The organism is Thiorhodospira sibirica ATCC 700588 (genome assembly GCF_000227725.2).
GTDB lineage: Bacteria > Pseudomonadota > Gammaproteobacteria > Ectothiorhodospirales > Ectothiorhodospiraceae > Thiorhodospira > Thiorhodospira sibirica.
In genome coordinates this window covers 174,475-186,655 of record NZ_MU255056.1, presented here as the reverse complement: position 1 = coordinate 186,655, position 12,181 = coordinate 174,475, and the positions used below count along the sequence as shown (strand labels likewise).

General features: G+C 54.7%; 11 protein-coding genes. 9 read left to right on the top strand and 2 right to left on the bottom strand.

The window, feature by feature from the left end:
* The first annotated feature begins 305 nt into the window (after positions 1 to 305).
* The 8 genes from THISIDRAFT_RS01010 (at position 306) to THISIDRAFT_RS00975 (ending at position 8,759) form a co-directional block, all read left to right on the top strand.
* Complete coding sequence (locus THISIDRAFT_RS01010) at positions 306 to 1,217, top strand: hypothetical protein (RefSeq protein ID WP_006787298.1); 912 nt, start codon at positions 306 to 308, stop codon at positions 1,215 to 1,217.
* A 14-nt stretch (positions 1,218 to 1,231) separates the two neighbouring features.
* A complete protein-coding gene (locus tag THISIDRAFT_RS01005; RefSeq protein WP_139064006.1) occupies positions 1,232 to 1,759 on the top strand; it encodes a hypothetical protein in 528 nt (175 codons plus the stop codon).
* Between the two features lie 234 nt (positions 1,760 to 1,993).
* Positions 1,994 to 2,692: an SDR family oxidoreductase gene (locus tag THISIDRAFT_RS01000; protein ID WP_006787296.1), complete on the top strand. Its 699-nt coding sequence runs from the start codon at positions 1,994 to 1,996 to the stop codon at positions 2,690 to 2,692.
* Positions 2,693 to 3,733 carry a geranylgeranyl reductase family protein gene (locus tag THISIDRAFT_RS00995; protein ID WP_006787295.1) on the top strand — a complete coding sequence of 347 codons (1,041 nt, stop codon included), beginning with the start codon at positions 2,693 to 2,695 and terminating at the stop codon, positions 3,731 to 3,733. It abuts the gene before it with no gap.
* A gap of 287 nt (positions 3,734 to 4,020) precedes the next feature.
* On the top strand, positions 4,021 to 4,224 hold the full coding sequence (gene cspE, locus THISIDRAFT_RS00990) for a transcription antiterminator/RNA stability regulator CspE (protein ID WP_006787293.1): 204 nt from the start codon (positions 4,021 to 4,023) through the stop codon (positions 4,222 to 4,224).
* A 216-nt stretch (positions 4,225 to 4,440) separates the two neighbouring features.
* A complete protein-coding gene (gene pilB, locus THISIDRAFT_RS00985) occupies positions 4,441 to 6,159 on the top strand; it encodes a type IV-A pilus assembly ATPase PilB (RefSeq protein ID WP_006787292.1) in 1,719 nt (572 codons plus the stop codon).
* Between the two features lie 3 nt (positions 6,160 to 6,162).
* Entirely contained in the window at positions 6,163 to 7,419 is a 1,257-nt protein-coding gene (locus THISIDRAFT_RS00980; protein ID WP_006787291.1) for a type II secretion system F family protein, read from the top strand.
* Between the two features lie 562 nt (positions 7,420 to 7,981).
* Positions 7,982 to 8,759 (top strand): IS5 family transposase gene (locus tag THISIDRAFT_RS00975; RefSeq protein ID WP_246585406.1). Its coding sequence is split into 2 segments (ribosomal slippage): positions 7,982 to 7,987 and positions 7,989 to 8,759, totalling 777 coding nucleotides; the frame shifts between segments, so codons are not numbered across the junction.
* Between the two features lie 40 nt (positions 8,760 to 8,799).
* Here the strand turns inward: THISIDRAFT_RS00975 and THISIDRAFT_RS15430 are convergent.
* The gene (locus THISIDRAFT_RS15430) at positions 8,800 to 9,192 is read right to left on the bottom strand and encodes a hypothetical protein (protein ID WP_246585295.1); all 393 of its coding nucleotides are present in this window, start codon (positions 9,190 to 9,192) and stop codon (positions 8,800 to 8,802) included.
* Between the two features lie 146 nt (positions 9,193 to 9,338).
* On the opposite strand from THISIDRAFT_RS15430, the gene rlmKL reads away from it, so the two are divergent.
* A complete protein-coding gene (gene rlmKL, locus THISIDRAFT_RS00965) occupies positions 9,339 to 11,564 on the top strand; it encodes a bifunctional 23S rRNA (guanine(2069)-N(7))-methyltransferase RlmK/23S rRNA (guanine(2445)-N(2))-methyltransferase RlmL (RefSeq protein WP_006788210.1) in 2,226 nt (741 codons plus the stop codon).
* Here rlmKL and THISIDRAFT_RS00960 read toward each other — a convergent pair.
* On the bottom strand, positions 11,470 to 12,181 hold a 712-nt coding region (locus tag THISIDRAFT_RS00960), incomplete at its 5' end, for a zinc ribbon domain-containing protein (RefSeq protein WP_221913929.1). The two genes, rlmKL and THISIDRAFT_RS00960, sit on opposite strands and share 95 nt — an antisense overlap.

The following is a 12,181-nucleotide window of genomic DNA, read 5'->3' as shown; positions in this document are numbered from 1 at the left end:
TTAATAACGTCCCCGTGACCCCGCCCTCAGGCAAAACAGCGGGCGCCGAGTCACTCAGGCATTCCGTCAGACTTTAGCAGATAATCGGCTATGATACCCATAGCCCTGATGCGCTCACCGAATGGTTGCATCAGCTTGGCGCCGGATGCCGAATGCTTACCATCGCGGCATCCGTGCGTTCGAGGCCAAGCACGCCACCATTCCGCGATGGCTGTCAGGGTCTGCTTGAAGACTTCGGTCTATCAACTGATCTCAACGGCGTAATGCATAGCATTTACAAACACTCATCATTGAGGAAAAGTGATATGCTGCTTCTGCGTAGTATCATCATTGGCGGGTTATTTCCCCTACCCCTGCTGCTGTGGTTACTTCCGGTATCATGGTTTATCGTTTTACTGCCAGCAGGCATTGCATTAGCCTTGGCACTGGCGTGGCATCCTGCTGCCGCCTCTCAGGCAGAAGCCACCAACATAGGACGGAATTTTCGTTTCTTATGTGGCAGCTCAGTGTTTTTATTCATTGTCACCATCAGCAGTTTAATGCTAGTCGATGAACACGATGCTTTTTGGCTTGGCGTGACATTAGGTACCTCAACTACCATCACCATGCTGATTCCCTTGCTCGTACTCAATTATCAGCTGAAAAAACTAACCCAGCTGATCAATGGAAAAAACCTGCTGGCGCATTGGTTCATAGAAAAAAATCACTGGCATCATTTTGTAGAACATGACTACCAGCAACGCCGCAAGGAAATGCTGGAACGTATAGGAATTTCAGGCGCTATCATGCTCATAGCGATGATAGGCTCTATCATTTATGTCGGCAAACTGATATCAGGAGACAGCTTGATCATTGAGCTGGGTGTCTATGGTCTATTGGCCGCAGTATTTGCCGGTGCTATATTGTATCCTAGGCGTCGCCGATACCGCCTTTTGCAGGGCCCCAGGGAAGTCTGGATTGGATTGCAAGGAATGTGTATCGGTCGACAAGCATCTTGGTGGTGCAAAGGACGCTTTTTTGGGCCACAGTTTTATTTACTGGAAATCAAGCACCTCGACAATCAACAGGCTTATATAAACTTATTTTATTTCATGAAAAAATATGAAAAACAACAGCAGCTCGTTCCTGTTCAAAAGGACTGCGAAGAACAAGCTCAATCCATCATCAAGGAAATATCATTATTTCTTAAAATATCTCAACCAGCGCAAACAAAATAAACGAGGAAATTAAAGTGAGAATTTTTATGATGTTTTTTGTTTTTTCATTTGCTCCTGCGCACGCGATGGTGAATTTAATGAGCTTGCATGATCTTGTAGGCTCTTCTGATTTAATAGTCATTGCTAAAATAAATTCCGTCCATGAAATGAAAATAAATCAGGAAGGATTTTCAAATGTTTCAAGCCGAGCAACCATTAAAAAAATGATAAAAGGCAACATTGGTAAAGAAACAAGAATAACCATAAGAAGCTATGGCAATATCACAATATCGCCAACACTCAAAGAAAGCCAGTACTACGTTCTGTTTTTGGAAGGACGTTATAGCTATAAAATCGTCAATGGTCCGCAAGGTGCCTGGCTATACCACCAAGACGACCAAACCTTTGGTGGATTAGGGACTGGATACACCATGGAAGACTTGCAAAGAGTGGTTGCTGAAAATCCTCCATTTCCAGAGCCTTGGAATGAATATTTAGATAACATCGTCACAAGACCTGGCCGGGATGGCCATGCAGCGGATCTGTTCCGCATCCAGGAATGAAGCAACGTTCTTGGTATAGCGGGTGCAATCCCTTGCCAGCCTTTGAAGTGCAAGAAGGGGTTCTCAATCCAATGCCGATGACGGAGGTGTCATCATGGCAATCGCTTGTCTGATGGGTCTTCTTGTGACGACACCTCTTGAATCATCAACATACATGCCGTTTCATTAAACGCTATAATAGCGCGGTATGAAACGATAAGTGATTCACTTTGGTACTCTTTTTGGAGGAAATTTATGGCAACGATTTTAATAACCGGTGCTAACCGGGGGATCGGCCTGGAGCTGACCCGTCAATATGCACAAAGTGGCTGGACGGTACACGCCTGCTGTCGTATGCCGGAGAATGCCCATGAGCTGAACACGCTGGCGCAGGATAGCAATGGGCGCATTCAGGTGCATTTGCTCAATGTCAGTAACGAGGCACAGCGTCAGGCGCTGGCCGCGCACCTGAAAAACACGCCGCTGGATATCCTGCTTAATAATGCCGGGGTGTATGGTGACTGGGCGCATCAGGGCTTTGGGCAGTCAGATAGCGCGGAATGGGACACGGTGTGGCGCACCAATGTGCTGGCGCCGATGCAGATGATGGAATGCTTTGTGGAACAGGTGGCGGCCAGTGAGCTCAAGATCATCGCCAATATGAGCAGCAAGATGGGCAGTATCCTCGACAATGGCTCCGGCGGCAGTTATCTGTATCGTTCCAGTAAGGCGGCCTTGAATGCCATTAGCGTCAGTGCAGCGCGTGATCTCAAGGCGCGTGGTATCACCGTGGTGGCCTTGCATCCGGGGTGGGTACGCACCGAAATGGGCGGGCCTAACGGTGAATTATCTGTGGTGGAATCCGCCATTTCTCTGCGTCGCAATCTAAGCGAACTCACCCTGGACGACAGTGGGCGTTTCATCGATATCGACGGCCTGGATATTCCGTTCTAAATGGAGACCACCGAGGTCTTGGTGATCGGCCTGGGGCCGGGGGGTGCCAGTGCTGCCGGGATGGCCGCCCATGGAGGCGCGCAGGTTGTGGCGGTGGAGCGGCGGGCGATGATTGGTATGCCAGTGCAATGTGCGGAGTTCATCCCCTTGCCGCTGGGTCGCTATGCCACTGCCCCTGGGGTGTGTATACAACGCCTTGCAGCGATGCATACCTATCTGCCTTCGGGAACGCTACACCGCGCAGATTATCCGGGGCTAATGATTGATCGTGCTGCTTTTGATCAAGCCCTTGCCGCACAGGCTCAGGCGGCAGGAGCCCGCCTGTGGACGGGTACTGCTCTGGTGGCGCTGGATGCCGCCAATAACACGGCGACGCTCTGGCATGACGACAAGCCCTTCACCGTGCGCTACCAGGTGCTGATTGGCGCCGATGGCCCGCATTCTTTGGTTGCCAAGGCCGCAGGGCTCGCTCCGCAGCCCTGTCTGCATACCCGCCAATACACCGTGCCGTTGCTACAGCCCCATGATGCAACTGATTTTTGGCTCCATGATGACTATCCGGGTGGCTATGCCTGGCTATTTCCCAAAGGCCAGCAGGCCAATCTGGGTCTCGGTGTTGATAAACGCTGGCAGCGTGAACTGAAAACCCCGCTGGATCGGCTGCGTCAGCACTTGATCCGTAGCGGGCGCGTGGGCGCAGAGATTCTGGCGCGCACTGGCGGCGCAGTCCCGGTGGGTGGTCTGCGCCCGACGCTGAATACCCGCAATATCCTGTGGGTGGGCGATGCGGCAGGTCTGACGCACCCGATCACCGGGGCGGGCATTGCCGCTGCGGTATTGTCGGGGGAAATGGCCGGACAGGCTGCGCTGGATTTTCTGGGCCAGGGTACTGCGCTGGATGAATATGCTGAGGAGCTAGAGGATCATTATGGCCCGGTTTTGCGGCGTGCTTTAGCGCAGCGCCAGCACCTGCAAACTTTCTGGCAACACGGCCAGCCGATTGATGACCAGACTTGGCAGGCACACTGGGTGGGTGCATAGGTGCCTCCTGCTGATCGCGATTGAGGGCTTCATGGGTAAAAATTTCAGCAGACAAGTTCACGACTAAAAGCGCTATAAGTTCATGCAAATATCCGCATGTTCAGCGCAGTCCCATCTTTGCCGCGACAGAAATGCAAAAATTGCTGGTATCGCGCCGCCGGTAAGCGTATGATGGCTTCAGCGGTTGATCTTGAAGTCCCTATGGGCGGCCTTGCCAAGCCATGACCCCGGTGCTTTAAGCGCTTCTGCTAAATTTATTATCTTTTTGTTTTTATGAGGTATTAGCAGTGATTACAGGCACCGTTAAATGGTTTAACGAGAGCAAGGGTTTCGGCTTTATTACGCCTGATGATGGCGGTAAGGATGTTTTCGTTCATTTTTCTGCGATTGAAGGCAGCGGCTTTAAGACGCTGGCTGAAGGGCAGAAGGTTTCTTTTGAAACCCAGAATGGACCTAAAGGACCTTCCGCTGCCAACGTCAAGGCGGTCTGATCGCTTGATATATCAAGATTAATTATCCCTGGCGATCAGATTGGTATCGTCATGATTCCGGAACCCCGCTCCATAGCGGGGTTTTTTTTGCCTTGACAATACTGGCAGGGCCTTTGCAGGCTGGCTACAATAAAAACCAGTGGTGTACACAATGCGCCCGGTTATTTTACTATGCGCCTTATCACAGGTTTTGCCGCTATTGTTGCAAGGATTTCTATGTCAACCGCTGCTTCTCCCAATATCATGCTTAGTGGCCTGGCCCGCCGCTTGGTCGAAGATGGTCTGCTCAATGCAGTCGATGCCCGTCAAGCCATGGATCAGGCGCAAAAGAAGCGTATTCCATTGGTTGCTCACCTGGTCTCTGAGAAGCTGGTCGCGGCCAATCTCCTGGCACAATCGGCCGCTGAAGAATTCGGGATGCCGGTATTTGATCTGGATGCGCTGGATAAGGAACTGATTCCGCGCAAGCTGCTGGATGAAAAGCTGGTGCGTCAGCATCAGGCCCTGCCCTTGTTTCGCCGCGCCAATCGCTTGTTTGTCGCGATAGCGGACCCGATGAATCTCAATGCGCTGGATGAAATCAAGTTCAATACCGGCATCCCTACCGAACCCGTCCTGGTTGAGCAAGACAAACTCAGCAAGCTCATTGAGGAGGCCTTGACCGAGGTCACATCCGTCATGGATGGCCTGGACTCTGACCTGGATAATCTGCAAATTCAGGCGGATGCGGATGAAAAGGGGGCGGAGGGCGGGGATACCAGTGAGGTTGATGACACGCCGGTGGTGCGCTTTGTGAATAAAGTGCTGCTGGATGCGATCAACCGCAAGGCCTCGGACATTCACTTTGAGCCGTATGAAAAGGATTTTCGGGTGCGTTTTCGCATGGACGGCGTACTGCACGAAATTGCCCACCCCCCGGTGGCACTGTCACCGCGCATCATCGCCCGCGTGAAAGTGATGTCGCGCATGGACATCTCCGAACGGCGCGTCCCGCAGGATGGACGCATCAAGATGCAGCTCTCCAAAAGCCGGGCCATTGATTTTCGTGTCAACACCTGCCCCACGCTGTATGGGGAAAAGGTGGTCATGCGTATTCTCGACCCCACCAGTGCCACCCTGGGCATTGATTCGCTGGGTTATGAAGAAGAGCAAAAGCAGCTCTATCTGGATGCCCTGTCCAAGCCCTATGGCATGATCCTGGTGACCGGCCCCACCGGCAGCGGTAAAACGGTTTCACTGTATACCGGGCTGGGGATTTTAAACACGGCGGACCGCAATATCTCCACCGCCGAGGATCCGGCGGAAATCAATATGCCTGGCGTGAATCAGGTTAACGTCAATCCCAAGGTGGGCCTGACTTTTGCCGCCGCCCTGCGTGCCTTTTTGCGTCAAGACCCCGATGTCATCATGGTCGGTGAGATTCGTGACCTGGAAACCGCCGAAATCGCCATCAAGGCCGCGCAGACAGGGCATTTGGTGCTTTCCACCCTGCATACCAATGACGCGCCGCAGACCTTGACCCGTCTGGCAAATATGGGGGTACCGCCATATAACATCGCCTCGTCAATTTTGTTAATCATTGCCCAGCGTCTGGCCCGGCGGCTTTGCAACAATTGCAAGGTAATTCATGAGCTGCCCAAAGAAACCCTGCTGCAAGAAGGCTTTACTCCCGAAGAAGTGGACAGTGGTCTGACGATCTACCGCCAGGTCGGTTGTGATCAATGCACCAACGGCTATAAAGGGCGCGTTGGTATTTATCAGGTTCTGGCGATTTCTGAACAGATGCAGCGCATGATTTTGGAGGGATGTAATGCCATGCAGCTGGCCGAGCAGGCGCACAAGGAGGGATTTAATGATCTGCGTCGCTCGGGGCTGCTTAAGGTCAAGGCGGGCATGATCAGCCTTGATGAGATCAACCGCGTGACGAAGGATTAAACGATGGCGATAAGCAAGGCACCGGCCAAAAAGGTCGGCAAAAAAGCCCCCCCACCCAATGACAATATCGTGTTCGTCTGGGAAGGTCTGGATAAAAAAGGTAAGCGGGTCAAAGGCGAGGTCGTGGCAACCAGTGAGATTCTGGCCAAGGCCGATCTGCGCCGCCAGGGCATGAATCCGCTGCGGGTGCGCAAAAAACCCAAGCCGCTGTTTGGGGCTAAAAAAAAGATCATTCCCAAAGATATCGCCATCTTTTTACGGCAGATGTCCACCATGATGGAGGCCGGGGTTCCCCTGGTGCAGGCTTTTGAGATTGTCGGGCGCGGCCATGAAAACCCCGCCATGCAAGAGCTGATTCTTAAAATCAAATCTGACGTTGAAAGCGGCACTACCTTCTCAGCCGCGCTGGCAGAACACCCACGCTATTTTGATGATCTGGTGGTCAATCTGGTCGGTGCGGGTGAGCAAGCCGGTGCCTTGGAAAATCTGCTCGATAAAGTCGCCACCTATAAAGAAAAAACCGAATCACTCAAGGCCAAGATCAAAAAAGCGCTGTTTTATCCGGCGGCGGTGATTGTGGTGGCCTTCATTGTGACAGCAATTCTGCTGATCAAGGTAGTGCCGCAATTCCAGGATCTCTTTCAAGGTTTTGGCGCCGATCTTCCAGTATTTACCCAGATGGTTATCCAATTATCCGAGATGTTTCAGACCTATTGGTGGGCGATCTTTGGCGCTATTATCGTGGTGGCCTTTGTCTATCGAGAGGCCCATGTAAGGTCGAAAAATTTTCGCCGCCAGGTCGATCTGCTATCGCTGCGCCTGCCCATCGTCGGAGAGCTCTTGCGCAAAGCCTCCATTGCCCGTTTTGCGCGTACCCTCTCGACCATGTTCTCGGCCGGGGTGCCTTTGGTGGAGGCTATGGAATCCGTCGCTGGGGCCACCGGCAATGCGCTGTATTACGAAGGCACACTGCGGATGCGCGATGAAACCGCCGGAGGCGCGCAATTACAGCAAGCCATGCGCAACACCGGCCTGTTTCCCAATATGGTCGTACAAATGGTGTCCATTGGTGAGGAATCCGGCGCTTTGGACGACATGCTGGCCAGGGTCGCTGATTTTTATGAAGAAGAAGTGGATAACATGGTCGATGCCATGTCCAGCTTGCTGGAACCGCTCATCATGTCGTTTCTCGGGATCGTGGTCGGCGGTCTGGTGATTGCCATGTACCTGCCGATCTTCCAGTTAGGCTCGGTCGTTTGACACCTTTCCCCCTGGCTAAAACCGGGGGGATTCCTTCTGCGAGATACCCCTGCCCGACCGCAGGAAGATGCTTGCCAGTTGTGCACCTGCTCCTAAAAACCTAAGCAAAGTTGCTTATGCGATTTTTAGGCACTTCGCTCTCCGTTGATAACACCCTTGCGGGCGAGCAACTGGAGTCCTGGTTGAGCAGTCCCAACCGAATGGCCGGTCAACACCGGCAACATGGGCGGTTTCAGCCGTCGAAACCCAGCTTGCGCCATAAAAGTGGCCTCGGCGTTCATCCTGAACAGAGAACAACTTTGCGATTCGACTTAGACCCCGACCATAGAACGCGAAACCTTCGCGCTTGTAGATAACCTATCTACAGTAGGGAATTTTGATGAAGAATGAAGAAAAAATCAAGAACTGTTTTTTGCTCCCATTATTCGTACACACGCCCTACCGTGAGAAGCGCCCGAAGGCTCAGACCTCTAAGAGGCTGTTTGGAAATTAATCGCGTAATGGCTTAACCTACGATTTTTTCTAGGAAGTGGCCCACATGCCCTAGAAATGCAGCAAGAAGATTCGCAAAAAAACGCTACCCGAGTCACCTCAGCGACGGCGCCTGGAAGGCGATCAAGCCGCTGTTGCCGAGCGCCCCGGTCGGGCGCCCTCGTAAGCTCAGCATGCGCCAAGTCATCAATGCGATCATCTATGTCCTGCAGACGGGCTGCCAGTGGCGTCAGCTGCCGCGCGACTTTCCTGCCTGGTCGGCAGTGTACTATGACTTCAATCGCTGGCGGCGCGATGGAACCTGGCAGCGTCTTTATGACAGGCTACGCGCTCGGCTACGGCAACGCCACGGGCGTCACAAGCATCCAAGCGCCGGGTGTCTGGACAGCCAAAGCGTCAAGACCACGGCGATCCCTGGTGAGCGCGGCTATGACGCCGGCAAGAAGATCAAGGGCCGCAAACGCCATCTTCTGGTCGATACCCTGGGGCTGGTGCTGGCCGTCGTTGTCACCGCCGCCAGCGTGCAAGACCGTGATGGGGCGCGCCAACTCCTGTGCCATCTCCCCGGTCATTGCAAAAAGCTGCGCAAAATCTGGGTTGACGGCGGCTACAGTGGACGCCTGGTTGACTGGGTTGCCCAGCGCTTTCGTTTCGTCTTGACGGGGGTCTTGCGTCCCAAGGAGCGCCGAGGGTTTGTTTTGTTGCCGCGACGCTGGGTTGTTGAGCAGACCTTTGGCTGGCTGAACCACTCACGCCGTCTGAGCAAGGACTACGAGCGCTTGATGTCGAGCAGCGAAGCCTGGATTTATCTCGCAATGAGTCGACTGATGGCTAACCGCTTGGTTTGAGGCGGTAGTTTCCAAACAGCTTCTTAGGAATCCCCGTCCTTTAGGGCGGGGAGGATGTCAAGTGTGTTTTACCGCCGCCCATCGCCTGGGTGAGTTCAAACACGGCTTGATCTGACTTACCAGACAGCCTTAGCAGCCCTTCGCGAAAGAGCTGCTCCATGCCGTGCGTAACATAGTTACGCGAAAAAAATTCGCGACCGTCGCCTTCATCCTTGATGAGTTCGGCCAGGTTCTCAATGGCCTGACTCATCTGGTACTCTCGGATGATCGGGTTAAACCGACAGGCCTGCTTGACCGTCTTGATCATAAACGCTCTCCGTTGTTGTTGCCGGCTGCTTGCGTGCCAATTACTGCGTATCTTTGCGGCATCACAGCAAGGCCATTGCAGCGCTGCAATGCCGCGCTTGTGTTGCTTAATGATGTGCTGCATCATACCTTTGCATCGGCACCCTGCCAATAACCGCATGGGTGGCTATCGCCAGCCGTAGCTGGACGCCTTTTGCGTTCGCAGCGTATTCGCATTTATGCGGCATTCGATAAGATGTCGCCACATTCCTACATCATCTGAAAATAATCACTGTGTCTGAACTTGCTTTTTTTGCCACGGCGGGGCGCGGTCTGGAAGGACTGCTCGCTGAGGAGTTGCGTCAGCTGGGGTTGGCTGAGGTGCGCGAACAGCGCGGCGGTGTTGCCTTTAAGGCGGATCTGGCCGGGGGGTATCGCGCTTGCCTGTGGTCGCGTCTGGCCAATCGCATTTTATTGCCGCTAACGCACTTTAGCGCAGAGGATGCCGACGGCCTGTATGCCGGGGCGCGCACGCTGGACTGGCTGGATCATTTAGGCCCGGAGCACTCGCTGGCGATTGAGTTTACCGGGGTGCGTCCGGTGATCACGCACAGTCAGTATGCCGCGCAGCGTATCAAGGATGCGGTGGTCGATCAGCTACGCGAACGCACCGGGGAGCGGCCCTCGGTGGATTTGCAGCATCCCGATATTTACCTGCATGGACACATGCACGAGCGTGAAGTCACCTTGGCGCTGGATCTTTCCGGCCCCAGTTTGCACCGTCGGGGCTATCGCGAGGAACAGATTAACGCCCCGCTGAAGGAGAATCTGGCGGCGGCTATCCTGGTGCGCGGCCAGTGGCCGGCGATTGCCCAGCTGGGCGGTGGCTTTATTGATCCGATGTGTGGCTCAGGCACTTTGGCCATTGAGGCTGCCTGGATGGCGGGGGGCATCGCGCCGGGTTTGCTGCGTTCGCGCTTTGGTTTCGAGCAGTGGCGCGGTCATCAGGCGGATGCCTGGACGCGTCTTTATGCCGAGGCCCAGGCCCAAAGGCAGCAGGCGCTGGCACAGGGTTTACCGCCGATCTTTGCCTATGATAGTGACCCCGGTGCCGTGCGTATCACCACCCGCAGTGTTGCGCGGGCGGGATTAGACGGCCACATCCACATCGCTCAGGCAGATATCGCCTCGCTTGCGTTGCCCGCCGAGATGCCGCCCGGTTTGCTGGCAACCAACCCGCCCTATGGGGAGCGCATCGGCAGCCAAGCCACGCTGCTGGCCTTATATGCCCAACTGGGCACGCGTTTGCGCGAGCAATTCCCCGGCTGGCAGGCGATTATTCTCAACGGTGCCGGGCATCAGCTGGGTCTGGCCCCGAAACGCCGCTGGCAGATGAGTAACGGCCCACTGGAGTGCCAGCTGGAATATTTCCAGATCGCCAACCGCCCGATCCCCACCACGACGGTGATTAAAGCCCCAGATTTGCTCAACCGTATCCAGAAAAACCAGCGCCATCTGAGCCGCTGGCTCAAGCGCGAGGGGATTGAGTGCTATCGCGTCTATGATGCTGATATTCCCGAATATGCCCTGGCCATTGATGTTTATCACAGCACACAAGGCGCTTATCTGCACGTTCAGGAATATCAGGCCCCCGCCAGCATCGACCCGGCCCAGGCGGCCTCGCGTCTGCGCGATGCGCTCAGTACCCTGCCTCATGCCTTGGCGGTTGAACCACAACGTATTCTGTTGAAAGTCCGCCAGCGCCAGCGCGGCAATGCCCAATATCAGCGCCAGGGCGAGCGCGGCGAATGGCTGACGGTGCGTGAAGGGGCCTGCCGCTTCTATGTCAACCTCACCGACTATCTGGATACCGGCCTGTTTCTTGATCATCGCCCGGTGCGCCTGTGGCTGGCTGCCCATGCGCAGGGCAAACGCCTGCTGAATCTGTTTTGCTACACCGGCACCGCCACCGTACATGCTGCCTGTGGCGGAGCACGCAGCACCACCAGTGTAGACCTGTCGCCAACCTATCTGGACTGGCTCGATCGCAATCTGGCGCTCAATGGTCAGGATCGCCCCGCCCATCAGCGTATCCAGGCGGATGTGCTGGACTGGCTCGCTGACTGCAAACAGCGTTATGAGCTAATCTTTCTCGATCCGCCGAGCTTTTCCAACTCCAAACGCATGGATCACACCCTCGACATTCAGCGCGACCACGTTGCCCTGATTCGTGAAGCGACGCGCTGCCTGACCCCGGACGGCGTGTTGATATTTTCCACCAACCTGCGCCGTTTTCAGCTGGATGCCAGTCTTAGTGCCGACCTGCATATCGAAGACCGCAGCCGCTGGTCCATCCCCAAGGATTTTGAGCGCCATCAGCGCATCCATCAATGCTGGTTTATCCGTAAGCGTTCAGAGACTGTTCCTAAAAACCTAAACAAAGTTGCTCAGGATGGTTTTTCGGTAATTCGCTCTCCGTTGATAGCGCCCCGAAGGGCGAGCAACTGGAGTCCGGGTTGAGCAGTCCCAACCGGAGGCGCTCAGTCCGTTCCAGCAAGATCGCCTTGACCTGCTTGAACGGGGTGAACCGCTCAATGTCCGGGTCATACAATCTCGCCAGCACGTTTCGCGCAGCGTTCTGGTCTGCCTGCAACACAACCCCGTCGGAACAGTAAAATTGATCCCCTTGCCGTTTGCCGTCAAGGCAGCCGGTTCGGGAATCCATTTGCGATGTGTAAGCCGGATTGACCAGAACGACCGTCGAACCTCGACGGCGTGAAACACTGTCAAGTGCTTCGGCAATAACACCTTTCGTCCAGCTGGCCAGCCGACGATTGACATTCTTGCCGAAGGACTTGCTCGCCATTGGGGCGGTTAAATCTTCTGCCGCAATCACGGCGGCTTTATCGACCACCTTGTGAACGGATTGAAATACGATGTCGCGAATGTGCGCGTGGGTTTTATCCATTTGCCGGTTCAGCTTTTTGCGTCCCAGGTTGAACTGGCGAATGTGTTGACGCTTGCGCGGGTTGCGGGTGTTGTTGGCGAGTGCCCGCAGCTTGGCGCGACGCTGGTATTTGATCTTGAGTTTGTCGGAGGTGTCGGTGAGGATCGCGCCCAGTTCCTGGCCGTGGTGG